Annotated in this window: 30 protein-coding genes; 19 read left to right on the top strand and 11 right to left on the bottom strand. The window is 69.8% G+C overall.

Annotated elements, in window-relative coordinates; translation table 11 throughout:
• Positions 1–19 precede the first annotated feature (19 nt).
• Complete coding sequence (locus PA27867_RS19060; protein ID WP_066598627.1) at positions 20–415, bottom strand: phage holin family protein; 396 nt, start codon at positions 413–415, stop codon at positions 20–22.
• A gap of 115 nt (positions 416–530) precedes the next feature.
• On the opposite strand from PA27867_RS19060, the gene PA27867_RS19055 reads away from it, so the two are divergent.
• The 4 genes from PA27867_RS19055 to PA27867_RS19040 are packed head-to-tail and all read left to right on the top strand — an operon-like array spanning position 531 to position 5,314.
• Positions 531–1,637, top strand: a complete 1,107-nt coding sequence (locus tag PA27867_RS19055; protein WP_084021322.1) for a histidinol-phosphate transaminase — start codon at positions 531–533, stop codon at positions 1,635–1,637.
• 10 nt (positions 1,638–1,647) lie between these two features.
• Positions 1,648–2,790: a thiamine pyrophosphate-dependent dehydrogenase E1 component subunit alpha gene (locus PA27867_RS19050; RefSeq protein WP_066598625.1), complete on the top strand. Its 1,143-nt coding sequence runs from the start codon at positions 1,648–1,650 to the stop codon at positions 2,788–2,790.
• On the top strand, positions 2,790–3,803 hold the full coding sequence (locus tag PA27867_RS19045; protein WP_066598621.1) for an alpha-ketoacid dehydrogenase subunit beta: 1,014 nt from the start codon (positions 2,790–2,792) through the stop codon (positions 3,801–3,803). The genes PA27867_RS19050 and PA27867_RS19045 overlap by 1 nt, the downstream gene beginning before the upstream one ends.
• Positions 3,804–3,829: 26 nt before the next feature.
• Positions 3,830–5,314, top strand: a complete 1,485-nt coding sequence (locus PA27867_RS19040) for a dihydrolipoamide acetyltransferase family protein (RefSeq protein WP_066598619.1) — start codon at positions 3,830–3,832, stop codon at positions 5,312–5,314.
• Positions 5,315–5,501: 187 nt separating this feature from the next.
• Here PA27867_RS19040 and PA27867_RS19035 read toward each other — a convergent pair whose 3' ends face one another.
• Complete coding sequence (locus tag PA27867_RS19035; protein ID WP_066598617.1) at positions 5,502–6,305, bottom strand: CPBP family intramembrane glutamic endopeptidase; 804 nt, start codon at positions 6,303–6,305, stop codon at positions 5,502–5,504.
• 124 nt (positions 6,306–6,429) lie between these two features.
• Between PA27867_RS19035 and PA27867_RS19030 the strand changes: the two genes are divergently transcribed.
• Positions 6,430–6,999 (top strand): TetR/AcrR family transcriptional regulator, encoded by a 570-nt coding sequence (locus tag PA27867_RS19030; protein ID WP_066598614.1) that lies wholly within the window; start codon positions 6,430–6,432, stop codon positions 6,997–6,999.
• 23 nt (positions 7,000–7,022) lie between these two features.
• On the opposite strand, the gene PA27867_RS19025 is transcribed toward PA27867_RS19030, so the two are convergent.
• Both PA27867_RS19025 and PA27867_RS19020 read right to left on the bottom strand, forming a co-directional pair.
• Positions 7,023–7,796: a putative protein N(5)-glutamine methyltransferase gene (locus tag PA27867_RS19025; protein WP_084021320.1), complete on the bottom strand. Its 774-nt coding sequence runs from the start codon at positions 7,794–7,796 to the stop codon at positions 7,023–7,025.
• 81 nt (positions 7,797–7,877) lie between these two features.
• On the bottom strand, positions 7,878–8,525 hold the full coding sequence (locus tag PA27867_RS19020; protein ID WP_236900769.1) for a GNAT family N-acetyltransferase: 648 nt from the start codon (positions 8,523–8,525) through the stop codon (positions 7,878–7,880).
• Between the two features lie 222 nt (positions 8,526–8,747).
• Between PA27867_RS19020 and PA27867_RS19015 the strand changes: the two genes are divergently transcribed.
• The 11 genes from PA27867_RS19015 to PA27867_RS18965 all read left to right on the top strand — a co-directional run bounded on the left by PA27867_RS19015 (position 8,748) and on the right by PA27867_RS18965 (position 17,118).
• Positions 8,748–9,467, top strand: coding sequence for an AAA family ATPase (locus PA27867_RS19015; RefSeq protein ID WP_066598609.1), 720 nt, complete (start codon positions 8,748–8,750; stop codon positions 9,465–9,467).
• A 51-nt stretch (positions 9,468–9,518) separates the two neighbouring features.
• Positions 9,519–10,538: a metal ABC transporter substrate-binding protein gene (locus tag PA27867_RS19010; protein WP_236900768.1), complete on the top strand. Its 1,020-nt coding sequence runs from the start codon at positions 9,519–9,521 to the stop codon at positions 10,536–10,538.
• Positions 10,539–10,545: 7 nt separating this feature from the next.
• On the top strand, positions 10,546–11,337 hold the full coding sequence (locus PA27867_RS19005; protein ID WP_236900767.1) for a metal ABC transporter ATP-binding protein: 792 nt from the start codon (positions 10,546–10,548) through the stop codon (positions 11,335–11,337).
• A complete protein-coding gene (locus PA27867_RS19000; protein ID WP_066598606.1) occupies positions 11,338–12,261 on the top strand; it encodes a metal ABC transporter permease in 924 nt (307 codons plus the stop codon). It abuts the gene before it with no gap.
• On the top strand, positions 12,261–13,097 hold the full coding sequence (locus PA27867_RS18995) for a metal ABC transporter permease (RefSeq protein WP_066598605.1): 837 nt from the start codon (positions 12,261–12,263) through the stop codon (positions 13,095–13,097). Before PA27867_RS19000 ends, PA27867_RS18995 begins: the two co-directional genes overlap by 1 nt.
• Entirely contained in the window at positions 13,094–13,501 is a 408-nt protein-coding gene (locus PA27867_RS18990; protein WP_066598604.1) for a Fur family transcriptional regulator, read from the top strand. The genes PA27867_RS18995 and PA27867_RS18990 overlap by 4 nt, the downstream gene beginning before the upstream one ends.
• Before the next feature lie 176 nt (positions 13,502–13,677).
• On the top strand, positions 13,678–13,914 hold the full coding sequence (rpmB, locus tag PA27867_RS18985) for a 50S ribosomal protein L28 (protein WP_066598603.1): 237 nt from the start codon (positions 13,678–13,680) through the stop codon (positions 13,912–13,914).
• Entirely contained in the window at positions 13,914–14,081 is a 168-nt protein-coding gene (rpmG, locus tag PA27867_RS18980; protein ID WP_066598602.1) for a 50S ribosomal protein L33, read from the top strand. Before rpmB ends, rpmG begins: the two co-directional genes overlap by 1 nt.
• Before the next feature lie 2 nt (positions 14,082–14,083).
• Positions 14,084–14,389, top strand: a complete 306-nt coding sequence (rpsN, locus tag PA27867_RS18975; protein ID WP_035835254.1) for a 30S ribosomal protein S14 — start codon at positions 14,084–14,086, stop codon at positions 14,387–14,389.
• 323 nt (positions 14,390–14,712) lie between these two features.
• Entirely contained in the window at positions 14,713–15,000 is a 288-nt protein-coding gene (locus PA27867_RS18970) for an HU family DNA-binding protein (RefSeq protein WP_066598601.1), read from the top strand.
• Between the two features lie 141 nt (positions 15,001–15,141).
• A complete protein-coding gene (locus PA27867_RS18965) occupies positions 15,142–17,118 on the top strand; it encodes a cytochrome c oxidase assembly protein (RefSeq protein WP_208857277.1) in 1,977 nt (658 codons plus the stop codon).
• A 42-nt stretch (positions 17,119–17,160) separates the two neighbouring features.
• On the opposite strand, the gene PA27867_RS18960 is transcribed toward PA27867_RS18965, so the two are convergent.
• Positions 17,161–18,180, bottom strand: a complete 1,020-nt coding sequence (locus tag PA27867_RS18960; RefSeq protein ID WP_157109304.1) for a hypothetical protein — start codon at positions 18,178–18,180, stop codon at positions 17,161–17,163.
• Positions 18,181–18,350: 170 nt separating this feature from the next.
• Here PA27867_RS18960 and PA27867_RS18955 point away from each other — a divergent pair, with 170 nt between their 5' ends.
• Together PA27867_RS18955 and PA27867_RS18950 are read left to right on the top strand one after the other, a co-directional pair.
• Positions 18,351–19,145: a Gmad2 immunoglobulin-like domain-containing protein gene (locus tag PA27867_RS18955; protein WP_084021319.1), complete on the top strand. Its 795-nt coding sequence runs from the start codon at positions 18,351–18,353 to the stop codon at positions 19,143–19,145.
• 135 nt (positions 19,146–19,280) lie between these two features.
• Positions 19,281–20,600, top strand: coding sequence for an ATP-dependent DNA helicase (locus PA27867_RS18950; protein WP_066598598.1), 1,320 nt, complete (start codon positions 19,281–19,283; stop codon positions 20,598–20,600).
• A gap of 97 nt (positions 20,601–20,697) precedes the next feature.
• Here the strand turns inward: PA27867_RS18950 and PA27867_RS18945 are convergent, their stop codons facing one another.
• A complete protein-coding gene (locus tag PA27867_RS18945) occupies positions 20,698–21,417 on the bottom strand; it encodes a DUF4232 domain-containing protein (RefSeq protein ID WP_066598597.1) in 720 nt (239 codons plus the stop codon).
• 99 nt (positions 21,418–21,516) lie between these two features.
• On the opposite strand from PA27867_RS18945, the gene PA27867_RS18940 reads away from it, so the two are divergent.
• On the top strand, positions 21,517–22,881 hold the full coding sequence (locus PA27867_RS18940) for a serine hydrolase domain-containing protein (protein WP_167550871.1): 1,365 nt from the start codon (positions 21,517–21,519) through the stop codon (positions 22,879–22,881).
• 9 nt (positions 22,882–22,890) lie between these two features.
• Here PA27867_RS18940 and PA27867_RS18935 read toward each other — a convergent pair whose 3' ends face one another.
• From PA27867_RS18935 to PA27867_RS18915, 5 genes are read right to left on the bottom strand one after another with little or no spacing between them, the layout of a single operon-like run.
• Positions 22,891–23,064, bottom strand: coding sequence for a CsbD family protein (locus PA27867_RS18935; protein WP_066598595.1), 174 nt, complete (start codon positions 23,062–23,064; stop codon positions 22,891–22,893).
• On the bottom strand, positions 23,061–23,750 hold the full coding sequence (locus tag PA27867_RS18930) for a hypothetical protein (RefSeq protein ID WP_066598594.1): 690 nt from the start codon (positions 23,748–23,750) through the stop codon (positions 23,061–23,063). The genes PA27867_RS18935 and PA27867_RS18930 overlap by 4 nt, the downstream gene beginning before the upstream one ends.
• On the bottom strand, positions 23,747–24,409 hold the full coding sequence (locus PA27867_RS18925) for a hypothetical protein (protein WP_084021318.1): 663 nt from the start codon (positions 24,407–24,409) through the stop codon (positions 23,747–23,749). Before PA27867_RS18925 ends, PA27867_RS18930 begins: the two co-directional genes overlap by 4 nt.
• 37 nt (positions 24,410–24,446) lie before the next feature.
• On the bottom strand, positions 24,447–24,818 hold the full coding sequence (locus PA27867_RS18920; RefSeq protein WP_066598593.1) for a hypothetical protein: 372 nt from the start codon (positions 24,816–24,818) through the stop codon (positions 24,447–24,449).
• Positions 24,815–25,282, bottom strand: a complete 468-nt coding sequence (locus PA27867_RS18915) for an Asp23/Gls24 family envelope stress response protein (protein WP_066598592.1) — start codon at positions 25,280–25,282, stop codon at positions 24,815–24,817. Before PA27867_RS18915 ends, PA27867_RS18920 begins: the two co-directional genes overlap by 4 nt.
• Position 25,283 lies beyond the last annotated feature (1 nt).

Here is a 25,283-nt window from a genome sequence, read left to right as displayed (position 1 = left end):
CCGCCCGAGGCGCTTCCGGTTAGGAGCTCGAGTTGTTCAGCGGCCGCACGAGCACGCTGAACAGCCAGCTGAAGATGCCCAGCACGAACGCGCCGAGCACGCCCCACCAGAACGAGTCGACAACAAGGCCGAAGCCGAGCAGGCCCGAGAACCAGGCCACCAGCATCAGGAGCAGGCCGTTCACGATGAACGAGAGCAGTCCGAGCGTGAGCACGTAGAGCGGGAAGGCGACGATCCGCACGAACCCGCCGATGAAGCCGTTGACGAATCCGAAGATCAGGGAGATGAGCAGGTAGGTCAGCACCACGGCCGTGGTGTCCGGCGCGTATGGATCGACCCGCACCCCCGCGACGATGAGCGTGGTCACCCAGAGGGCGACGGCGTTGACGATGAGCTTGAGCAGGAAACGTCCCATGCCTCCACTATGACAGTCGAAGCACCGGGTTTCGCAGCAGACCGGGACGATCCGGGCCAAGCCGGCGGTGCAGAGCATGCGGCAGTGCGAATATGTCGCGGCGTAGACTCGCGGAGTGAGCCCTTCTGACCAGCCATCAGTCCGCCTGCGCCCCGAGATCGTTGCGCTGCCGGCGTACCGGCAGGGCAAGGCGGCTAACGCATCTGCCTTCAAACTGTCGAGCAATGAGAACCCGTTCGACCCGCTGCCCGGAGTCGTCGATGCCGTGAACGCCGTCTCGGCCTTCAACCGGTACCCGGATGCCTCCGCCCTCGCCCTGCGCGAGCGGCTGGCCGCCCGCTACGGCGTGGCCTCCGACGAGGTGCACATCGGCGCCGGCTCGGTGGCCCTGCTGGCCCAGCTGATCACCGCCGCCGCCGGCCCCGGCGACGAGGTGCTCTACTCCTGGCGCTCCTTCGAGGCCTACCCCAGCCTTGTCACGGTGTCCGGAGCCACCAGCGTGACGGTGCCGAACCGCGCCGACCACGGCCACGACCTGCCCGCGATGGCCGCCATGATCACCCCGCGCACCCGCGTCGTGCTCGTCTGTAGCCCGAACAATCCCACCGGCGTGGTCGTCACTGCCGACGAGTTCGCGGCCTTCATGGACCAGGTGCCCACCGACCTACTGGTCATTCTCGATGAGGCATACGCCGAATTCGTCACCGACCCGGCCGCCGTCGACGGCACCACACTGCTGGGCCGCTACCCCAACCTCGTGGTGCTGCGCACCTTCTCCAAGGCCTACGGCCTCGCCGGACTCCGGGTCGGCTACGGCATCGGCCCGGTCGGCATCCTCGACGCGGCCCGCGCCACCGCCATCCCGCTCTCCGTCACCGGCCAGGCCTCCGCGGCGGCGCTGGCCTCGCTCGACGCCGAAGCCGAACTGCTGGCCCGCGTGGCCGTCATCGCCGCGCGTCGCGACGGCATCCAGCAGGCCCTGGCCGGTGCCGGTCTGCACAGCCCGTCGTCGCAGGCGAACTTCGTCTGGCTGCCCCTGGGCGAGGCCACCGCGGCGGCCACCGAACGTTTCACCGATGCCGGGCTCGTCGTCCGGCCCTTCCACCCGGAGGGCATCCGGGTCTCGATTGGCGAGGAGGAATCTGTGGCCACACTCCTACGGATCAGCGCTGAGATTGTGCAGGATCTACCAACGGGGCATCCGGCCCGGCGGCTAGGTTAGTACGGTGCCAGTGACCTCGAACGACGCACCCGTGCTCACCGCTGCGTCTCCCACCGTGCAGCTCCTCTCCGCCGACGGGACGTTCTCCCCGTCCGATTCCGCGGCGGAATTCCTGCCCTACTTCGAGCGGCTGACCGAGGCCGACTACCGCACCTTCTACCGCGACATGGTCGTCGTGCGGAAGTTCGACACCGAAGCGGCCAACCTGCAACGTCAGGGCCAGCTCGCCCTGTGGGTGCCCAGTCACGGCCAGGAGGCCGCCCAGGTCGGCTCCGCCTACGCCACGCGCGCGCAGGACCACGTGTTTCCCTCTTACCGCGAGCACGTCGTGGGCATGATCCGCGGTCTCGACATGGTCGACATCCTGCGGATGCTGCGCGGCGTGACCCTGGGCGGCTGGACCCCGGAGGAGCACGGCAACTTCCACCTCTACACGCTCGTGCTCGCCTCGCAGACCCTGCACGCCACCGGCTACGCCATGGGCATGCAGCTCGACGGCGCCACCGCCACCGGCAACCCCGAGACCGACCAGGCCGTGATCGTCTACTACGGCGACGGCGCCTCCTCGCAGGGTGACGCCAACGAGGCCCTGGTCTTCGCGGCCAGCTACCAGACCCCGCAGGTGTTCTTCATGCAGAACAACCACTGGGCCATCTCGGTGCCGGTCTCCCGCCAGTCCCGTTCCCCGCTCTACCTGCGGGCCGGCGGCTTCGGCATGCCCGGCGTGCAGGTCGACGGCAACGACGTGCTGGCCAGCTACGCCGTCACCGCCAAGGCCATGGACGACGCCCGCGCCGGCCACGGCCCGTCGCTCATCGAGGCGCTCACCTACCGCGTCGGCGCGCACACCACGGCCGACGACCCTACCAAGTACCGCGACCCGGAAGAGCTCGCCTACTGGGTCGCCCGCGACCCGATCGTGCGCTTCCGCAGCTACCTGCAGGGCCTCGGCGTCGAGCAGGAGTTCCTCGACTCCGTCGACGAAGAAGCCGCGGATTACGCCGCGGATGTGCGTCGTCGCGCCCTCGAGATCACCGCCCCCGACCGCTCGGTGATCTTCGACAACGTCTACGCCGAACCGCATCCGCTGGTGGTCGAGCAGAAAGCCTGGCTCGACGCCTACGAAACCTCGTTCGACGGGAGTGAGTCCTGATGACCACGCAGGACACTGTGACCACGGCCGCGCCCACGAGCGCGAACCTGCCGATGGCCAAGGCCCTCAACCAGGGCCTGCGCCAGGCGATGCTCGACGACCCCAAGGTGCTCATGATGGGCGAGGACATCGGCCCGCTCGGCGGCGTCTTCCGGGTCACCGAGGGGCTGCACGCCGAATTCGGCGAGAAGCGGGTGCTCGACACCCCGCTGGCCGAGTCCGGCATCATCGGCACCGCCATCGGCCTGGCCATGCGCGGCTACCGGCCGGTCTGCGAGATCCAGTTCGACGGCTTCGTCTTCCCCGGCTTCGACCAGATCACCAGCCAGCTGGCCCGGATGCGCAACCGCCACGAGGGCGGCGTCACCATGCCCGTCGTCGTGCGGATCCCCTACGGCGGCCACATCGGCTCGATCGAACACCACCAGGAGAGCCCGGAGGCGTACTTCGCGCACACCCCGGGTCTGCGCGTGGTGAGCCCGTCCAACTCGCACGACGCGTACTGGATGATGCGCGAAGCGATCGCCTCGAACGACCCGGTGATCTTCTTCGAACCCAAGAGCCGCTACTGGCCCAAGAGCGAGGTGGACTTCACCGGCGCCGGCACCCCGCTGCACGCCGCCAAGGTGGTGCGCACCGGAACGAGCGTCACGGTTGTCGGTCACGGCGCCATGGTGAGCGTGCTGCTGCAGGCCGCCGACCTGGCCGCCGCCGAGGGCATCCACCTCGAGGTCATCGACCTGCGCTCGATCTCACCGATCGACTACGCGCCGATTCTCGAGTCGGTGCATAAGACCGGCCACCTCGTCGTGGCACAGGAGGCCGCCGGCTTCGTCAGCGTCGGCTCCGAGATCGCCGCCACCGTCACCGAGCGGGCGTTCTACTCGCTCGAGGCGCCGGTGTTGCGGGTGTCCGGCTTCGACACCCCGTTCCCGCCTGCCGCGGTGGAGACGCACTTCCTGCCCAGCCCCGACCGGGTGCTCGAAGCCGTCGACCGCTCGCTCGCCTACTAACCGTCCCCCTGCCCGAAAGGCACCCCATGAGCGTCTCCCGATTCACCCTCCCCGATGTGGGCGAGGGCCTGACCGAGGCCGAGATCGTCGAGTGGAAGGTCGCCCCAGGCGACACCATCGCCATCAACCAGGTGCTCGTCGAGATCGAAACGGCCAAGTCCCTCGTAGAACTGCCCTCGCCGTACGTCGGCGTGGTCGGTGAGATCCTCGTCGAGTCCGGCACCACGGTCGATGTGGGCACGGTCATCATCACCATCCTTTCCGAGGCCGGCGCCACGGATGACGCCCCGAGCGACGCGCCCGCCGCACCGGATGCCGCCTCGGCCGACGACGAACTCGCCGCGGCCGCGCAGGATGCCGGCGGCACCATCTCGCAGGAACCCGCCGAGGAGTCCCCACAGGTGCTGGTCGGCCGTGGCGCCGCGGCGTCGATGCCCACCCGCCGCCGCCGGCACGTGGTGCCCGCCGCCGCGCACGAGGCCCTCGCCTCTGCCCCCACCGCGCCCCCGCAGGGCGGCCCCGCTGCGTCCGGCCCGCGCACGAACACCGCGTCGACCGGCCCGGCTCGCACGGCACCGCCGGCCCCGCCCACGCGTGCCGCCGTGCCGCCCGCCGCACTCGCAAAGCCCGCCGCCTCGCCGCGCTCGGCCGGCCCGGTCATCACCAAGCCGCCGATCCGCAAGCTGGCCAAGGACCTCGGCGTGGACCTCACCCAGGTGGAGCCGACCGGCCGGTTCGGCGACGTCACCCGGGAGGACGTGCTGCGCGAGGCCACCCAGGCCAGCGTGTTCCGCAACATCCAGACCCCGGAGTGGCCCACCGACCGCGAGGAGCACATCCCGGTCAAGGGCGTGCGCAAGGTCATCGCCCAGACCATGGTGAAGAGCGCCTTCACCGCGCCGCACGTGAGCCTGTTCGTCGACGTCGACGCCACCCGCACCATGGAGTTCGTCAAGCGGCTCAAGGTCTCCACCGACTTCGCCGGCGTCAAGGTGTCGCCGCTGCTCATCATGGCCAAGGCCATGATCTGGGCCGTGCGGCGCAACCCCACGGTCAACTCGGTCTTCACCGACGAGGAGATCGTGATCAAGCACTACGTGAACCTCGGCATCGCCGCGGCCACGCCGCGCGGCCTGATCGTGCCGAACATCAAGGAAGCCCAGGACATGAGCCTGCTCGAGCTGGCCGGCGCCCTCGAAAAGCTCACCATCACGGCCCGCGACGGCAAGACCAGCCCCGCCGAGATGTCGAACGGAACCATCACGATCACCAACATCGGTGTCTTCGGCATGGACACCGGCACCCCGATCCTCAACGCCGGCGAGGCCGGCATCGTGGCGCTGGGCACCATCAAGCAGAAGCCCTGGGTGGTCGACGGTGAGGTACGGCCGCGCTTCGTGACCACCATCGGCGCGAGCTTCGACCACCGCGTCGTCGACGGCGATGTGGCCAGCCGGTTCCTCGCCGACGTGGCGAGCATCATCGAGGAGCCGGCGCTGCTCCTCGAGTAGCCGCCGGGTTCGTCCGTCGGGCGGCAGGCGCCTCGCGCGTCGTGCTCCTGCCGCGCCGCAACGCTCACTGCACCTCGTATGGCCCAATGCACCAGCTATAGCTGGTGCATTGGGCCATACGAGGTGCAGTGACGCGCGGAGACCGTCGCGGGTGGCGTACTCCCGCTCGCTCAGCGACCGGCGAGCGTCACCGAACCGGCGGCAGGGCTCCGAGTGCGGCGCTCCGGTCGGCAGTCCCGGTATCCGTTGCGGGACTCTGCGTTGCACCGCTCTGGCGGATGCCCACCCACAACCAGACGGCGCCGGCCAACAGGATGACCGTGATCACGGCATCCATCAGGGATGCGGTCTGCCTCACACTGCTGAGTTGCACCAGGTCGAACAGCGCGTGGAAGACCACCAAGGCCCAGATGCTGCCGGTGCGCAGGAACGCGCAGGCCGCGAAGAGCCCGTACGCGGCGGCGAAGCCGATCTGGCCGAGGGTGCTGAGCAGGTCCTGGCCGCCAAGCAGGTTCACGGCGTGTGCCAGGGCGAACGCGGCGGTCGAGACGAGCACGGCCGTGCGGGGGCCTGTGGGGGCGAGCAGCCGGAGGAACACCGAGCGGAATAGCGTCTCTTCCACGAAACCCACCAGAGCCACGAAGCCGATCAGCCCCAGCCAGGCCCCTGCGCTCTGTTCGGCCGCGCCGCCGGTGGACGCCAGAACCAGCAGGAACACCGCGAGCAGCGGAAGCAGCACCAGCCGCCACGCCGCCCGGTTGCCGCGCACCCGGGGCCGTCCGAAGCCGAGTGTCCCCCACCGCCGGGTCACGCTCGCCCAGATCACCAGGCCCACAGCGATCGGAGCGAACACCAGCGCCACCGGCGAATCCAGCGGCAGTCCGGTCAGGTAGATCACCGTGCCGCCCAGCCCGAGCAGCAGGATGAGCATGGCGGTGGTCACGACCACCGTCGCGACCGGATGTGGGCTGGTGATCGGGCGGCTGGGCACGGGGTCCTCCTGGTGTTCGGCATCCGCTATGAAGGATGCGCAACGTGAATACGCTTGTATTCAGAGAATACGACTGTATTCTAGGTTTGTCGAGCACCACGAACACCCACAAAGGGAGGGCAGCATGGACCGCACGGATGAACTCGCGGCCGCGGCTCTGCGCCTGGTGACCGTCGGGGGCCTGCCGGCCGTGACCTTCCGCTCGGTCGCGGCGGAGTCGGGCTGGTCGCTCGGCGCGGTGCAGAAGACCTTTCCCACCAAGGACGCGCTCGTCCGCGCCACATTGGCCTACGCGCAGTCATCCATCGCCGTGCGCCTCAGTGTCGACCCCGGTCGGCCTACCCTGCGCTCCTGGCTGGTGGAGCTCGTGATGGCCACCCTGCCGCTCGACGACGCGCGCCGCAGTGCCTGTCTGGTCGGTGTGGCGGTGTCGGACCGGGCGCCGTTCGACCCAGAGCTCGCGGTTTCTCTGGCCGGCTGGGACGCCGAGCTGCGCGGCAACCTCGCGCGGCTGGCCGGCCGGGCCCGGCACGAGGGCGAGCTGCACCCGGGCGTGGATGGCGAGAGCCTGGCCCGGGCGGTGCTCGCGTTCGCCGCTGGGTTGGCCGGCCAACTGCTCTACGACCCGGTCGATGAGGCCACGGTCCTGGCCTTGGTGCAGGGTATCGTGGCGGGCCTGACGCCGGCACCCTGAGCAGGCCTCGGGAGCCCCGTCGGCTAGGCGGGCGCCGCCCCGATCACGACGGTGGCGTCCAGCGCGGCTGACCGCCGGATCCGGGGCAGCAAGCCGTGCCGGCTGAAGAGCGCCGCGGTGTGCGGCGCCTGGGCGGCACTGGTCTCCACGAGCAGATGCCCGCCGGGTGCCAGCCACTCGGGTGCGGCGGCGGCGATCCGGCCCTGCACCTCGAGGCCGTCGGCCCCGCCGTCCAGGGCCACCCGGGCCTCGTGCAGCCGGGCCTCCGGCGGCATCCGCTCGATCGCCTCGGTGGGCACATAGGGCGCGTTGGCCACGACGAGGTCGACCTGGCCGCGCAGCTCGGCCGGGAGCGGGCCGAACAGGTCGCCGGTGAGCACCTCACCACCCAGTGGGCTCACGTTCAGGCGGGCGCACACGGCAGCGGCCGGGTCGATGTCGGTCGCGAACAGCCGCAGCGACGCATCTCCGGCGAGCAGGGCGGTGCCGACCGCGCCGGATCCGCAGCAGACGTCGAGCACCAGGCTGTGTGGGCGCGCGAGCCGGGCCGCTTCCCGCACGAGCAGGCCCGTGCGGCGCCGCGGCACGAACACCCCGGGGCGCAGGATGATGCGGAGCCCGTAGAACTCCGCCCAGCCGAGCACCTGTTCGAGAGGCAGGCCCGACACCCGTCTCGCCACCAGCTCGTCCAGTTCGGCGGGCGTGCCGGCCGCCGCCGCGAGGAGCCCGGCCTCCTCCTCGGCGAAGACGCAGCCGGCGGCCCGCAGCCGGTCGACGATGTCGGCTGGAGGTGCCATGCGCCGCGCCATCGGTCAGTCCGCCAGGTTGTGCGGCCGGCGTGCCGGGGCGGCGCGGGAGTCGAGCGGCATGGACCCGTCCTAGGTCGTGTATGTGGGCAGCGGGCGCAGCTGTGGGGGCGCATCCGTGCGGAGCCTGGCGTGGGTTTCGACGTCGAAGCGTTCGGTGCCGTATTTCAGCTTCTGCCGCTCGATGCCCTCGGTAGCGAACCCGGCCTTGGTCGCAACCCGGCAGGACGCCGGGTTGTTGGTGCGGTGGCCCAGCTCGAGCCGGTGCAGCCCCTGCTCGGTGAAGGCCCAGTCGGAGATGGACACCAGCGCGAGGGTCGCCAGGCCCCGCCCCCGCGCCTCGGCGGAGACCCAGTAGTAGACCCAGCCGGTTCCGTGCCGATGCTCCATGCTGCCCACCCCGACATTGCCCACCGCGATGCCGTCGAGGGTGATGGCGAAATTCTGCCGGGACACCGTGCCGGTGGCGAGGTTGTCGGCGATGAAGCTCTGGCAACGGGCCAGGGTGGACAACTCCACGGCACCGAGCTGCGCGGCGAGGTCGCCGCTGACGACGAAGGCCCGTTGCAGGTCGACGGCGTCATCGATGCGCCACGGTCGCAGCACCGCCGCCGGAGCGGCTTGCGCCATTTGCTTGGCCTTGCGGGCGCGACCCGAGCCGGCGGGCGTGGGCAGGCACCCGGCCCACGTGGCGCCGGCCTTCCCGGCCCGTACTCTCATTGCAACAGAGTAGAGCCCGCGCGTAGCCACCGCGAGTCGCCGCAAGCACCCCTCTGCCGAGAGTTGAGAGGGATGTTTGCCGCTAGTCGCCGAGGCACTGTGCGCCGAGCTGCCGCAAACTGCCCCTTCGGGAAGGCTGAGGGGGATATACGGCGCGTCTCGGGAACGACCCGATCGGACAGATCACGGCGCGGATCACCACCCGGCGCGGGAGGATGGGGCATGGCCTTCGAGACACCCCCCCTGCGCCGGGTCGAGGAGGATCCGCAGCATCCGCTGGACCGGGACGTGTGGCCCGCCACACTGCCGCCCGTGACCCAGCTGCTGACGGATGGCCTCGACCTGGGCGCGGCCACGGTCTTCGTGGGCGAGAACGGCGCCGGCAAGTCCACCCTGGTGGAGGCCATCGCCCTGGCCTGGGGGCTCTCACCGGAGGGTGGCTCGACCGGGGCCCGCAACTCCACCCGGCCGAGCGAGTCAGCCCTGCACGACCACCTGCGCCTGGTGCGCACCGGCGGCGCCACCCGGCACGGCTACTTCCTGCGCGCCGAGACGATGCACGGCTTCTTCACCTATCTCGAGCAGAATCCGGGCAGCCGGCCGGAACCGCGCTTCCATGAGATCTCGCACGGAGAATCGTTCCTCGAGCTGGCCATCGACAGGTTCCGTGGTCGCGGGCTCTGGGTGCTCGACGAACCCGAGTCCGCCCTCTCCTTCTCGGGCTGCCTCGCCCTGCTCGGGCACCTCAAGGACCTGCTCGCGGCGGGCGGCTCGCAGGTGATCATGTCGACCCACTCTCCGCTGCTGGCAGCCTTGCCCGGCGCCCGGATTCTCGAGGTGGGCGACTGGGGCCTGCGCGAGACGGCCTGGCGGGACCTCGATCTGGTCACCAACTGGGCCAGCTTCCTCGACGCGCCGGAGCGGTATCTGCGGCATCTCTGACCTGCCCTAATGGTTTTGACAATCATTATCATTAGGCGTACCGTTTCCCAAGTGAAGACCCCCAAACTCCTGCTCCCCGCCCTGGCCGTCTCGGCCGTCCTCGTGCTGGCCGGCTGCTCCACCTCGACCCCCGCAGCTTCCGCCGGGACGGACGGCGACCTCAAGGTCGTCGCCACGACCACCCAGATCGCCGACCTCACCCGCAACATCGTCGGGGACACCGCGGGCGTGACCGTCACCCAGCTGATCCAGCCCAACCAGAGCGCCCACAGCTACGACCCGTCGGTCGCCGACCTCACCGCGCTCGGCGAGGCCGACGTGCTCGTGATCAACGGGGTCGGCCTGGAGGAATGGCTCGACGACGCGATCGCCGCCTCCGGCTTCGACGGCGTCACCATCGATTCCGACGAGGGCATCACCATCCTGGACGGCGAGGCCGGCCACGAGGACGAAGACGCCACTGAGACCCACACGGATGACGCCGAGCACGACCACGCCGGCGGCAACCCGCACATCTGGACCGACGTCAGCAACGCCGAGGCCATGGCCGGCACCATCGCCGACGGTCTCGCCGCCGCGAGCAGCACCCACGCCGCCGCGTTCGAAACCAACAAGGCCGCCTACACCGGGCAGCTCGCCGAGCTCGACGGCTGGATCCGGGAGAACATCGACGCCGTGCCCGCCGCCGAGCGCCTGCTCGTGAGCAACCACGACGCGTTCGGCTACTTCACGGCCGCCTACGGCATCACCTACGTCGGCAGTGTCATCCCGAGCTTCGACGACAACGCCGAACCGAGCGCCGCCGAGATCGACACTCTTGTCGCCGCGATCAAGGCCACCGGGGTCAAGGCCGTCTTCTCCGAGGCCTCCATCAACCCCAAGGCCGCCGACACCATCGCGAGCGAGGCCGGCGTCACGGTGTACTCCGGCGAGGACGCCCTGTACGGCGACTCCCTCGGCCCGGCGGACAGCGACGGCGCCACCTACATCACCTCCCAGCTGCACAATGTGCGCTTGATCCTCGAATCTTGGGGTGTGACGCCCAGCGCCGTGCCCGCCGACCTGCAATAGTTGACGAGTGAACGAGAACCCTTCTCAGCAGCGGATGCCCGCTCCGCTCGCCCTCCGAGTCTCCGGGGCTTCGTTCGCCTACGCGCATACTCCCGCCCTCACCGGCATGGACTTCGACCTCCATGCCGGTGAGGCCATCGCCCTGATCGGCCCGAACGGGTCGGGCAAGTCCACGCTGCTCAAGGGCATCCTGGGCCTGATCCACCGCACCAGCGGCACCGTCGAGGTGCTCGGCCAGGACACCGCGCCGGCCGGCAGCATCGGCTACGTGCCGCAGACCGACGAACTCGACCCGGAATTCCCGGTGACGCTCGAGCAGGTCGTCATGATGGGCCGCTACCGCCAACTCGGCTGGCTGCGGCTGCCGGGGAAGAAAGACCGCGCAGCCGTGGCTGCCGCACTGGAGACGGTGGGGCTCGCTCATCGCGCCAAGACCCGGTTCGGGGAACTCTCCGGCGGTCAGCAGCAGCGGGGGCTGCTCGCCCGCGCCGTGGCCGCCGGCCCCCGTCTGCTGCTGCTCGACGAGCCGTTCAACGGGCTCGACCAGTCCAACCGCGACGCCCTCGTGGGCACCGTCGAGAGGCTCAAGGCCGACGGCGTTGGCGTGCTGGTCTCCACCCACGACCTCGAACTGGCCCGCGCTGTCTGCGAACGCGTGCTGCTGCTCAACGGAACCCAGGTGGCGTTCGGACCGCGCGAGAGCGTGCTCACCCTGGAGAACGTGCAGCGCACCTTCCACGAGGTGGGCGTCGAGATGGACCAGCACACCCTGGTCATCCCCGGCCACGAGGGCCACTGAATGATCGACCTGCTTGGCCCGCTCTTCACCGCGTTCTCACTCCCCTTCATGGCGCGGGCACTTGTGGTGCTGCTCGCGCTCAGCCTCGTCGCCGGCATCGTGGGGGTGCTGGTCAACCTGCGCAGCCTCGAGTTCATCAGCGACGGGCTCACCCACTCGATCTTTCCCGGCATCGCCATCGGCTTCGTCTGGGGCGGCCGCGACGGCCTGTTCCTCGGGGCCATGATCGCCGCGGTCCTCGCGGCCGTGGTGCTCACCCTGATCACCCGGCGCGCGGTCTCCGGTGGCGCCGCCATCGCGATCGTGTTCACGGCGATGTTCAGCATCGGCATCCTCGTGGTCTCGCGGCAGACCAACTATGCCGGTCAGCTGGAACAACTGCTCTTCGGCCGGCTGCTCACGGTCACCCCCACCGAGGTCACGCAGACCCTGGTGATCTGCGCGCTCGCCCTGCTCCTGGTGGGCCTCACCCTCAAGCAGCAGGTCTACCGCGCCTTCGACCCCACCGCCGTGGCCGCGGCCGGCTACCGGCCGCTGCTGCTGGACCTGCTGCTCAACGTCGCCATCGCGTTGGTCGTCGTGGCCGCCTCCAGCGCCGTCGGCAATCTCCTGGTGCTCGCCGTGCTCATCGTGCCCGGCGCCGTGGCCCGGCTGATCACCGCGCGGCTCTGGCTGCTCTTCCCGCTCGCGGCGGGCTTCGCCGCGCTGTGCGCCTGGGTGGGCCTTGCGCTCGGCTTCGAAGCGTCGGTCACCGCCGGCATCGACCTGCCCAGCGGCGCCACGGTCGTGCTCGTCCTCGTGGCCGGCTACCTGCTGGTGCTGCTGGTGCGGGTCCTGGCCGACCGGATGCGCCGCCCCGCCGACGCCGACGACGCCGAGGATGCCCCCGCCGCCGACCCGGCGCCCCAGGCGGTGCGTGCCTGATGGGCTACTTCGAGAAGGCCCTCCTCGCCGCCGTGCTCATCGGCGCGCTCAGCGGCCTCGTCGGCACCCTCGTGGTGCTGCGCCGGCGCACGTTCTTCGCCCAGGCGCTCACCCACGCCACCTTCCCCGGAGCGGTGGCGGCGGCGATGCTGGGCATCAGCATCCCCCTCGGTGCCGCGGTGGCCAGCGCCCTCATCGTGGGCATCATGACCGCGCTGGGCCGGGTGCGTCGCCAGGGCAGCCAGGTGGCCTCCGGGATCATGCTCACGGCAGGTTTCGCGCTCGGCGTGCTGCTGCAGGCGCTCAACCCCTCGCTGCCCGTGCACGTGGAGTCCTACCTGGTGGGCTCGATCCTCACCGTCACCGACGGGGACGTGATCCTCGCCGGAGCAGTGCTGGCCGTGGCCGTGCTCGCGGCGGTGTTCCTGGGCAAGGAAATCCTCTTCTCCACCTTCGACCGCACCGGGTACCGGGCGGCCGGCTACCGGGAATGGACCATCGAGGCGCTCACTCTGGTGCTCATCGCGGCCACCGTGGTCTCCGTCATGCCCGCCGTCGGCGCCATCCTGGCGATCGCGCTGATCGCCGCCCCCGCCGCCGCCGCCCGTCTGCTGGTGCACAGCGCCGCGCACATCGCGGTGCTGGCCCCGGTCATCGGCGCCGGCTCAGGCGTCGTCGGCGTACTCCTCTCCCGGGCCCTGGACGTGGCCGCCGGCCCGGCCATCGCACTCACCGCGGCCGCCTGCTTCCTCCTCGCCCTGGGAGCCCGCGCACTGGCCGCGCAGCGCCGCGGGGTTCACGAGCCGGCCCGGGCCGGGCTACGGTTGGACTCATGAAGCGAAACACCTGGCAGCGAGAGGCCGTGCGCACCGAGCTCGGCCGGGCCGAGGGCTTCGTCAGCGCCCAGGGCCTGCACGCCGCCCTGCACGCCACCGGATCTCCCATCGGCCTCGCCACGGTCTACCGTGCGCTGGCCGACCTCGCCGTGGAGGGCGACGCCGACTCCCTGCAGTCACCCGATGGCGAGAGCCTCTACCGGGCCTGCACGACCACCGAGCACCACCACCACCTGATCTGCCGTAACTGCGGGCTCACGGTCGAGATCGAGGTGGACGCCATCGAGAACTGGGCCACCGCCGTGGCCGCCGAACACGGCTTCACCGAGGCCGCGCACGTCGTGGACGTCTTCGGCCTCTGCGCGGCCTGCACCGCGCTTGCGTCGGTGCGCCCGAACCCGTAGGCTGGGTAGCTGCTGCGCATATCTGTGCGTGCATTGCTTGTTCGTGTCTTTTCCTCCCATCGAATCAGCCGCCGGAATTCACCTTTCGGCCGGCCGTTTCCGGGTGGAATCCAACGCGAACTGGCCGACAAGAGATCTTGGGAAGGGCATTCGCCCTTCGGTATTGGAGGAAAACCATGGCAGCAACCTGCCAGGTGACCGGAGCCGTTCCCGGCTTTGGACACAACATTTCGCACTCGCACCGGCGCACCAAGCGTCGCTTCGACCCGAACGTGCAGACCAAGAAGTACTTCGTGCCGTCGCTTCGCCGCAACGTCACGCTGACCCTCTCGGCAAAGGGCATCAAGGTTATTGATGCTCGCGGCATCGAGTCGGTTGTCAAGGACCTGCTCGCACGTGGGGAGAAAATCTAATGGCTAAAGCTCAGGACGTACGTCCGATCATCAAGCTGCGTTCGACGGCAGGAACCGGTTACACCTACGTGACCAAGAAGAACCGTCGCAACAACCCCGACCGACTCGTGCTGAAGAAGTACGACCCCGTAGTGCGCAAGCACGTTGACTTCCGTGAGGAGCGCTAAAAATGGCGAAGAAGAGCATGATTGCCAAGAACAACCAGCGCAAGGTCATCGTTGAGCGTTACGCCGCGAAGCGCCTCGAGCTGAAGAAGGCTCTTGTCGACCCGGCCGGCACCGACGAGTCCCGCGAAGAGGCTCGCAAGGGCCTCCAGAAGCTGCCCCGCAACGCCTCGCCGGTTCGCCTGCGCAACCGCGACGCGGTTGACGGTCGTCCCCGTGGCCACCTCTCCAAGTTCGGCATCTCGCGCGTACGTTTCCGCGACATGGCGCACCGCGGCGAGCTGCCCGGCATCACCAAGTCCAGCTGGTAACCAGCTCCTGATCGCGTAAGCGATCCAGGCACACCTCAGGGGATGTCCGACTTCGGTCGGGCATCCCCTGTCGCGTACCCGGGGCGTGCCGCTCGGCCCTCCACCCTGATCGGGGGGCCCGGGACCCCACATCGGTTCGCGCACAGCGCAAAGGCAGTCAATTAGCCGGGCAAAGCGGCCCGAAACGCCGTAAATCCGCGGATTTCCGCGGATCAATGCTAGATTCAACGCGGTCGAACCGACCAACGGAGGCGTTGTCACAACGTCGCCCGCTTCACGTGAATACCTGTTTTTTACAGACGAAGGTCCGAGGAGGACACTCAATGGCTGACAAGTCGCTGAACAAGACCGAGCTCGTTGCCAAGGTTGCCGCAGACTCTGGCCAGAGCCAGGCTGCTGTCGACGGCGTTCTGAACGCTTTCTTTGCAACCCTCGCCGACACCGTTGCTAACGACGGCAAGGTCACCATCCCGGGATGGCTCGGCGTCGAGCGCACCGCGACGGCTGCTCGCACCGGCCGCAACCCGCAGACCGGCGAAGAGATCGCCATCGCTGCCGGCCACCGCGTCAAGCTGACCGCTGGTAGCAAGCTCAAGGCTGCCGCCAAGTAGGTTGCAAGCTTCGTAGTACCAATGGGCGTCGACTTCGGTCGGCGCCCATTGTCTGTGCCCCGGTGTTCCTGCTCCCAGACCCCTGGCTGGGCCGGTGCGCCGCCGGACCGATGGGCATCCGCCGCCGGTTAAGCTGGAGTGGTGCCCCGTTACGTTCGTATCATCGGGCCGGCAGCGCTGCTGCTGGTCGCCATTGTGGCGACTCTGGCGGGACTCGCCTACGGCGGTGGGGCGGATGCCCAACTCCTCGCCGACCCAGGCGCCGTCGTGCGCTGGGGGCTCCCGGTGGCCAAGCTCCTGGTCAACCTCGGCGCGGCCGGCACCATCGGCGCCCTGGTGCTCACCTGTTTCGCCCTGAGCCCGAGGGAACGGGAGTTCGGCACCGCGATCGACTTCGCCGCCGCGTCGGCCGCGTTCCTCACCATCGCCTCCGCGCTCACCGGCTTCCTCACCTTCCTGCAGGTGACCAACGTCACCGTGAGCCTCGACGACCGGTTCAGCGCCACGGTGGGCCAATTCTTCAGCCAGATCGCCATCGGGCAGGCCTGGCTCACCACCACCCTCATCGCCGCGGCCGTGACTGTGCTCTGCTTCGCGGTGCGCAACCAGACCGCCCTGGTCTTCGTCACGGTGCTGGCGTTGCTGTCCTTGCTGCCGATGGCCCAGCAGGGCCACTCCGCGGGCGCCGAGGGCCACGACGCCGCGATCACGGCGCTCGGGCTGCACCTGGTCTTCGCCGCCGTCTGGCTGGGCGGCCTGCTCACGGTCATCCTGCTGCAGCGCCAGCTGAGCCCGGCGCGCCTGCGCGAAGTCATGGGCCGGTACTCCACCCTCGCCCTGGTGAGCTTCGTCGTCGTGGCCGCGTCCGGATACGTCAGCGCCGAGCTGCGCGTGGGCAGCTGGGACAAACTGCTCACCGGCTACGGCGTCCTGGTGCTCGCCAAGGTGGCCGTGCTGCTGGTGCTGGGCGGCTTCGGTGTGCTGCAGCGCCGCTACCTGCTCCGCCGGATGCGCACCGTCACCGGCACCGTCGACCCCTGGTTCTGGTGGCTCGTGGTGGGCGAGATCGCATTCATGGGGCTCGCCAGCGGCGTCGCGGCCGCCCTGGCCAAGACCGCCACCCCGGTGGCGCAGGTGGTCACCACGGCCATCCCCACCGCCACGCCCGCGCAGATCCTCACCGGTGAGGTGCTGCCGCCCGAACTCACCTTCGCCCGGTACTTCACCGAGTGGAATTTCGACCTCGCCTGGATGTTGTTCTGCGCGTTCGGCATCTTCTTCTATCTCGCCGGCGTGGTGCGGCTGCGTAGCCGCGGCGACAAATGGCCCCTGCACCGCACCATCCTCTGGGTGGCCGGGCTGATCACCCTGTTCTACATCACCAACGGCGGCGTCAACGTATACGAGAAGTACCTCTTCTCCACGCACATGCTCGCCCACATGGCCCTGACGATGCTGGTGCCGGTGCTGCTGGTGCCGGGCGCTCCGGTCACGCTCGCGGCCCGCGCCATCCGGATGCGCCGTGACGGCAGCCGGGGCCCTCGCGAGTGGATCCTGCTGGCCGTGCACTCCAAGTTCGCCGGCATCATCTCCAACCCGATCGTGGCCGCGGTGCTCTTCGCCGGGTCGCTCTGGGTGTTCTACTACACCTCGCTGTTCAGCTGGGCGACGACCGACCACATCGGCCACCAGTGGATGATCGTGCACTTCCTGATCACCGGGTACCTGTTCGTGCAGTCGCTGATCGGCATCGACCCGGTGCCGTACCGCCTGCCGTACACCTTCCGCCTGCTCCTGCTGCTGGGCACCATGGCCTTCCACGCGTTCTTCGGCCTGGCGCTGATGACCGGCACCGGTCTGCTCCTGGCGGACTGGTACGGCGCCATGGGCCGGGACTGGGGCATCAGCGCCCTGGCCGACCAGCAGGCCGGCGGTGGCATCGCCTGGAGCGTGGGCGAGATCCCCACCATCGCTCTGGCCATCATCGTGGCCATCCAGTGGGGCCGCAGCGACGAGAAGGAAACCAAACGTCGCGACCGAAACGCCGACCGCACGAATGAGGCCGAACTCAACGAGTACAACCACCGACTGGCCCGGCTGGCCGCGCACGACCGCTAGTCAGCCGGTCGCTTCGGCGACGTCGAGGCTGTCGTGGCGGGGTCAGCGCAGCTGGATGGCCAGAGCGCCGTCCGGCTGGATCGTGACGCTGATACCCAGGGAGAACGGCACGTCCTCGTCACGGGTGGTGCGGTCGCCGTCGTAGAGGGACTGCACGTCGACCACGATGTGGGCCTGGCCGATGGTGTCCGGCATGTCGAACGAGCTGTCGCCGCCGGTGAGGGCCACCTCGGGGTACTCGGCGATGGACCAGACCGGGGCCGACGTGACCCTGTCGTCGATCTCGATCCCGAAGGGGCAGCTGGACGGCTGCAGCACCTGCTGGGTGGCGCACTCGTCGAGGTATTCGTTGAGCTTGGTCTGCACCTGCTCGGTGAAGGTGTCGTTGGGCATCGCATCCACCGTGATGTCGGTGGCGCCAGACGTGACGACGGGCACGCTCTGCACGGGAGCCGTCAGCAGCGACGAATCGTGGGAGACGTCGTAGACGGTGGGCGCGAAGGCCAGGTAGGCGCCCTGGTTGGAGAAGGTGGCCGGCGCGTCGGCGGCGGCGTGCGCCCGGGTGTCGAGGGTCAGGCCGTTCACCGTGAACCCGGCATCGTGCAGCACGGTCACCTGCAGCACCGCCAGCGGGCTGGTGGCGAATCCCCAGGTGCTGAAGAGGCCCGCGACGGTGCCGAGGCGCTTGACCGTGAACTCCATCGAGGTCTTGGCGCCGTCGAGGGTGAAGTCGTACACGACAGTGTGCTGGCTCTTCTGGCCGATGCCGGTCGCGGCGGAGCTGGGCTCGTCGCTGACCAGTTCGATGTCGGTGATCGACCCCAGCACCGAGGGGCGCAGCAACGTGCGCGGCAGGTCCTGGGGCAGGCCGGCGGCCTCGAGTTCGGCATCCGTGGGTTCGGCGCCCGGCAGGGCCAGGGCGGTGTCGGTGTCGTGCGCGGCCAGGGCGGTGAGGTACTGGCGCACAAAGCCGCCGGCGCTGTACAGATCACGGTTGAGCGAGCCGATGGCGGCCACCAGGGCGGCGGCGAGGAGCACGACAACCAGGCAGACTGCGATCACGGCACGCAGATAGCGCCCCCGTGGTACCGCATCCCCGACCCCATAGCTCACCTCCATATCCTACGGGGAGGCTTTGCGGCATGGGCTCACACCGGCCGCGGCGGTGTTCGGCCCGGGCTGCCCGGCGGCGGACGGCCGGGCTATGCTCCCAGCATCGTAAGGAGTGAAAAATGGTGCTGCGCAGCGCTCGATCGGCCCCGCGAGCCGGGCGGAAGCGGCGGGTTCTCGCCGTGGCTGCCCTGCTGGCTTGTGTGCTGGCCGCGTGTGCACCCGGCCCGCGACCGGAACCGTCGGGGAGCTCATCCGCCACATCGACGCCCTCCGCGACGGCCACCGAAACGCCGTCACCGGCAGCGACCATCACCATTGACAGCCCCATGGCCGACGCCCCGGTGACCGTTCCCGTCACGATCAAGGGCACCGCGAGCACGTCGGACTCGAAGCTCGTGGTCGACCTGCTGGATGCCGACGGTCAGCCCCTCTGCGTGCGGCACATCACCGCCACGCCGGGCTCCGGCTCCTCCGCCACCTGGCAGACCGACCTGGCGTTCGAACCGCCGGATGCGGAGCAGGACGTCACGCTGCGGGCCTATACGCAGAGCGCCGCCGGCAGCGCTGAAAACGTCGTCGAGCGTCCGCTCACCCTCACCACGGAGCGCCCGCCGATCATCATCACCTCACCCGGATGCGGCGACACCGTCGTTCCGGGCGGCACCCTCACCGTGGTGGGCCGGGCCCTGGTGCCCGAGGCGCAGTTCACCCTGGAGCTGCGCGACGCATCCGGTGCCGCGCTTCTCACGCAGGACGTGATGGCGGCGGACGGGACCCAGGAGTCGGACTTCAGCGCCACGCTGGACATCCCGGCCGGACTCTCCACCGGGTTCTACGACCTGGTCGGTTTCGACAACAGCCTGAAGGACGGCAGCGAACAGTACGACTTCCCGGTGCAGCTGCTGGTGCAGTGACCGGTGGCAACCGAAGTTATCCACCGGCCGGGCCGGGAGTGGGGCGGTCGCGGCCGGGCGGTTACAGTGGAAGTGGTCATCGACCGCCCTCGAGCCATCCGTCGCACCGCCTCCCCATCCCACCGAAAGTACCCCGTGACCGCGCTTCCGAACGAGATCCCGCTTTCACGCGAACAGGCCGAGGTATTCGCTGCCATCGAGGGCACGAAACAGAACGTCTTCGTCACCGGCCGCGCCGGAACCGGTAAGTCGACGCTGCTCAACCACCTCTCCTGGAACACCAGCAAGCAGATCGTCATCGCGGCGCCCACCGGCGTCGCCGCGCTCAACGTGGGCGGGCAGACCCTGCACTCGCTGTTCCGGTTGCCGATCGGGGTGATCGCCGACCACGCCATCGACCAGAACGACCAGCTGCGGAAGCTCCTCAACACCATCGACACCGTGGTGATTGATGAGGTCTCCATGGTCAACGCCGACCTGATGGACGCCATCGACCGCAGCCTGCGGCAGGCCAGGCAGCGCCCGCACGACACCTTCGGCGGCGTGCAGATCGTGCTCTTCGGCGACCCGTACCAGCTGGCGCCGGTACCGGGCGACCCGGAGGAGCGGGCGTATTTCAACGACACCTACCGGTCGATGTGGTTCTTCGACGCGAAGGTGTGGCAGAGCGCCGAGCTGAAGATCTTCGAGCTCACCGAGATCCACCGCCAGCACGACGCCGGGTTCAAGACCATGCTCAACGCCGTGCGATACGGCCAGGTGACCCCCGAGATCGGCGGCGCGCTCAACGGCGCGGGGGCCCGCACGCCCCCGTCCGAGGGCGTCATCACGCTGGCGACCCGCAACGACGCCGTGAATCGCATCAACGCGGCCGCGCTCAAACGGCTCTCCGGTAAGTCGCTCTCGGCCAAGGCCGAGGTCACCGGCGACTTCGGCGGTCGCACCTACCCGGCCGACGAGGTGCTCGAGCTCAAGGTGGGCGCCCAGGTGATGTTCCTGCGGAACGACAACCCGCTTGACGGCGGCCCGCGCTGGGTGAATGGCACGATCGGCACCGTCACCCGGGTGGATTCAACCGTCTACGTGGACATCGACGGCACCACCCACGAGGTGGAGCCGACGGTGTGGGAGAAGTACAAGTACACCTACAACGCGGCCACCAAGAAGCTCAGCAAAGACGTGGTGGCCGAGTTCACCCAGTTCCCGTTGCGTCTGGCCTGGGCGGTCACGATCCACAAGTCGCAGGGAGCGACCTACGAGAAGGCGATCGTGGACCTGGGCACGCGGGTGTTCAGCCCGGGGCAGACCTACGTGGCCCTGAGCCGGCTCACCAGCCTGAACGGGCTCTACCTCACCCGGCCTCTGCGCCCCAGCGACATCATCGTGGACGAGAACGTCCTCCGCTTCATGGAGGGCCTGCGCGTCACGCCCCCCATCGAGCGCATCAAGGACTAGCCCCTCCACCCTCCTCTGTTAGCCGCGACTGTGAGAAATCCCGGATTCGGGGCATTCTCGGTGCTTGAGTCACCGTTCGCGGGAGGGTTAGGGCGGGCTAGAAGGCTACAGGGGTGGGGGCGAAGGCTCCGGTGCTCACGAGCTGGGTGGTGGCGTCGTTGCAGCCGTCAATGGGGCTGGGGGTGGCGACCCGCGTGGACTGGTCGTTGTTGGGCGGGGTCACGGCCAGCTCGGTGACGGGCACGATCGGGCAAACGTGGGCACCGGCCTGGGTGAGGTGCAGGAGACTGAAGGCCGACTGGCCCGGGTCCAGTCGCACAAGCGACGGCTGTGCCCGAGGCTCCAATCCGGAAGCGGCCCCGACGGGCTGTCCGGACGAGACCAGCAGCACCGTGGGGTACCCGTTCACCGTGCACGGTTGCGTACCGGCGTTGGTGACGCTCAGATCCCAGAAGAAGCTGCTCATGCCGCTGTCGAACGGGCGGCTCTGCAGGCCGAAGGTGAGTTGGTCGGTGGTGCAGGCGGCCGGCTTCGGAGGCCGGGGCGAGCTGGGCGGTTGGGGAGCGGTCGTCTGCGGGGGCTGTGGGCCGGGACCGGAGGAAGGGCCCGTTGACGGCGCTGTGGACGGACCGGTGGTGGGAGTCGCCGTGGGCGTGGCGGAGCTCCTCGTCGACGGTGTGGCGGAGGGCTCGAGGGTCGGGATGAGCGGCACCCCGCAGGCGGACAGGGTGAGCGTGCCGGCGGCCAGGACCAGAAGTGTGCCGCACAGCCGAGACGTCGCCGAGCGGTGCGGGCGACCCTGCCAGGAGTGGATCATGTGCACAGTATTGCACCGCCCCGAGCGCGGCAGCAGGGCGGCGACGACCCAAGGATGCGCCCGGCCACGGTCGGCAGCACTCTGGGTACACTGCCCGGCATGGGCCCCCTGCCGACACCTCCCCACGCGCGAACGCACGCACGGGCGCGGCGCCGGTGGAGAACGGCAGCGGCTCTGGGCCTGGCGAGTCTGGCGCTTGCCCTCAACGGATGCGCCGACGCCCGGAGCCCGATTCCGATCGGGCCCGAGCAGGCATCAGGGACCCTGGCGCCGGCCACGACCGCCTCCCTCGATGAGGCGCTGGCCGAGGGCCTGCGGCTGGCCGGCGCATCCGGGGCCATCGCCGGCGTCTGGCTGCCGGGAGTGGGGCGTTGGCTGGCCAGCCCGGGCCGGATCGGCACGCAGCTCGAGGCCGGCACCGGCCGACCGACCGGGGGCGCCGCGGTGAACGCCGGCATGCAGTTCCGGATCGGCACCCTGACCGCCGCCATGACCTGCACGGTTCTGCTCCGCCTCGTCGACGAGGGCCGGGTGGGCCTGGACGATCCGGTCTCCACCTACCTGACCCGCCCGCCGGGGTTGGACGGCATCACGCTGCGGCAACTGTGCCAGCACACCTCCGGGCTCGGCCAACCCGCCCTCGACCCGCAATTCATCGCGAACCCGACCCGGCAGTGGGCACCGATGGAGCTGATTTCGGGGGGAATGGGCTCTGTGCGGGCCGGTCAGCCCGGCCGGGACTGGAACCGATCCGATGTGGGCATCCAGCTGCTCGGTCAGGCCCTGCAGGCGGCCACGGGTGAGCAGTGGGCGGACCTCTACCGGCGCTATATCTTCGACCCGTTGGGACTCGACACCACGGCGTACCCCGGGCCGGGCGAGCTCGAGCCGGCGCTCGACCACCCGCACGGATGGGCCGCGGCGGCCGGTCCGGGCGGCTCGCCGGACTGCACCACGATGCAGGACGTGACGCAGCTGTCGCCGTCGATGACCGGGGTGGCCGGTGGGGTGGTCTCCACCCTCGAGGACCTCAGGACCTGGTCAGTGGCGCTGGCCACGGGGAGTCTGCTCGAGCCGGACACGGTCGGGGAGCAGTGGAAGACCGTGGCGGAGGATGGCGCGTCCAGGTGGCGCCGCCAAGGGCTGGGGGCGGAGCAGGTTGGTCCGCTGCGGGGCGGGGCCGGAATGATTCCCGGTTTCCTGTCGGCCACGCTCACCGATCCGGTGAGCGGGCTGGTGGTGGTGGTTTCGGTCAACAATTCCAGCGGCGGGGAGGAGTTCATCCTGGCCCTGGCCCGGTGGCTGGCCGTGCTCGCCGCCGATGCCCAGGCCGAGGGGCCGCAGGCTGGCGGCACGACGACCGCGGTGACGCTGCCCTGGACGGCGCGGGAGGCCGAGACGGATGTGCGTGCCGCGGCGGTCTGCCCGGCCGGCGCCGCGGATCAGGCAGCGCCGGCCGGGTGACCTGTCGGGTTACTTCTTGAACGCGTCCTTGACGTTCTCGCCGGCCTTCTTGAGGTCGGCCTGAGTCTGGTCGGACTTGCCCTCGGCGACCTTCGAGTCGTCGTTGGTGGCCTTGCCGAAGGCTTCCTTCGCCTTACCGGCGAGGTCCTGGGCGGCGTTCTCGATCTTGTCTGATCCACTCATCGTGTTCTCTCTTTCTCTAGGGGGTGGTTCTGGGGGGTCGGATGGGTCTGGGGGCCGGGCGCCGGCCGGGCCGTGCCGCTGGGCCGGAGCCGGGCGCGGCCTGTGAGCCGGCTCTGCAAGCCACCGCCGAGCCGAACCAGCACCGGGACCTCGGCGCCGAGGACAGCGTCGAGTCCGTGCACGGCGGTCTCGATCACCGTGATCGCATCCCGCGGTGAGACTCCGCGTCGCACGGTGGCCGACACCTTGAGCACGGGCGAGCCGTGCACCGGATAGGTCGAGACGGTCACTGCCACGAACTCCGGGCGGTCCTGCAGGGCGGCGGCGAGCATCTCCTCGGCCACTGCGGCGTCCACGATGGTGGCTCCGTCCGCGGTCGGTTCGGCCTCGATCAGCCGCTCGGTGTGGCCGCGGCCCTGGCGCGCGATGAAGACGACCAGCGCCGCGATGACAAGCGCCGCGACGAGAAGCGCCGCGATCGGCACCCAACTGCGCCCGGTGCCGCCGATGGCCGTGCCGGCGAGGAGATCGGTGAGCCCGGCGGTGACGTCGGGGGCGGTGCGCGCCCAGGCCCGCATGAAGTCGGGCACGGCGACCAGGGCCACAGCGGCGGCGCCAAGCACCACGGCCAGCAAACCGACCATCAGGACGAAGGCTCGGTTGAGAAGGCGGTTCGTGCCATTCATGCGTCCACCCGTCCGGTCGGGGTGATCACCACGGTGGGATCGATGGCCGGTCGCAACGCGTCGTAGGCGATCGCCTCGGCGATGGCCTTCTCCGCGGTGAACCGGTTGGGCAGCACCCCGGATTCGGGGGTGAGACGCACTGTGGCGCTCCGCCGGGACACCGTGACGTCCACATTGTTCGGGGCGACATGGGCCGCGACGGATGCCCGACGCTCCAGCGACGCCGCGATCACATCGTCGTCCACCACGACGGCCGCGCGGTCGGAGTCAACCTCGTGCCGGGCCCGGCGGCCGGGCAGCAGGGCCACCAGAACGAGCGCGATGCCGGCAAGACCGGCGAGGATGCCCGCCGTGAGCAGGATGGCCGGCGCCAACCGGTTGACCTGGCTCACGTAGGCCACGGCGTCGGTGGGCGCGACGAGCAGAGCCGGCCGGTCGAGCAACTCGAGCACCAGCTCGGTTCCGCCGTACAGGCATCCGGCGATGATCACCGAGGCCACCGAGACGGCGGCCACCGTGCGCGGTGAGTGTGTCTCGCGTCGCAGCAGCCGCTTGTAGGTCGACCGGTGCGCCCGGTTCACGGGGCGCAAATGCGGCACCGTGACGGCCAGGCGCCGGGGCAGGGTGCCCGGAGCCGATGTGGTGCTGCTGCCGTTCATGGTGTGCCGATCGTTTGGTGGAGCTGTGGTGGGCGGGTCAGTCGACCCGGTCGGGGCGGCGGATGCGTGCGCCGGTCAGCCGCACGACCACCCCGGCGATCTGGGCCCCGGTGAGGTCGGCCACGGTGCCCCGGATCCGGCGCTGGGCCCGGTCGGTGCGGTCGAGGATGGTGCCGTCTGCAGGAGTCTCCGCCGCGGTGTCGAGGGGGGAGTCGTGAAGGGGGACGACCCGGATCGGGGCGCGCACCGTGAGGTCGAGCCCGCCGTCGGCGTCGGCCAGACGCACGGAGACCTGGCTGGGTCGCACGCCGAGGGCATCTGCCGCCACCGCCGAGACCACCCGGGTCATGGCACGGGTCGTGATGCGGGTGCTTCCGCGTCGGTGCTGGATCACCGTGGCTGCGGTCACAGGGCGTCGGCCTCGCCGGCTTCGTCGGTCTCCTCGGGCAGGTGGACGTCGGTGATGGTGACGTTCACCTCGGTGACGTGCAGGCCCACGAGGCCCTCGATCGCTTCTATGATGGCGGTGCGGGCGTCCTCGGCCACCTGCTGCAGCGACACGGGGTACGCGGCGACGAGGGTGACGTCGACGGCGACCTCGCCCTCACCCACCTCCACGCTGACGCCCTGCGTGTGATCGGTGCTCTTGAAAGCGTCACGGATGGCGCCGAGCGCGCGTGCGGCGCCGCCGCCGAGCGCGTACAGCCCGGCCACATCGCGCAGGGCGAGTCCGGCGATCTTGGCGACGACGGCGTCGTTGATCACGGTCTTGCCACGCGACTCGCCGCCCGGAGTGGTGGCGGGAGCGCTGGCGCCGTCGGGAAGGACCGGGGTGGAGCCGGGGACGGTGCTGTCCGGGGTGAGGTTCGTCATG

Source organism: Cryobacterium arcticum, from assembly GCF_001679725.1.
GTDB lineage: Bacteria > Actinomycetota > Actinomycetes > Actinomycetales > Microbacteriaceae > Cryobacterium > Cryobacterium arcticum_A.
The sequence above is the reverse complement of the archived record's forward strand: the minus strand, read 5'-3'. Positions and strand labels throughout refer to the sequence as shown.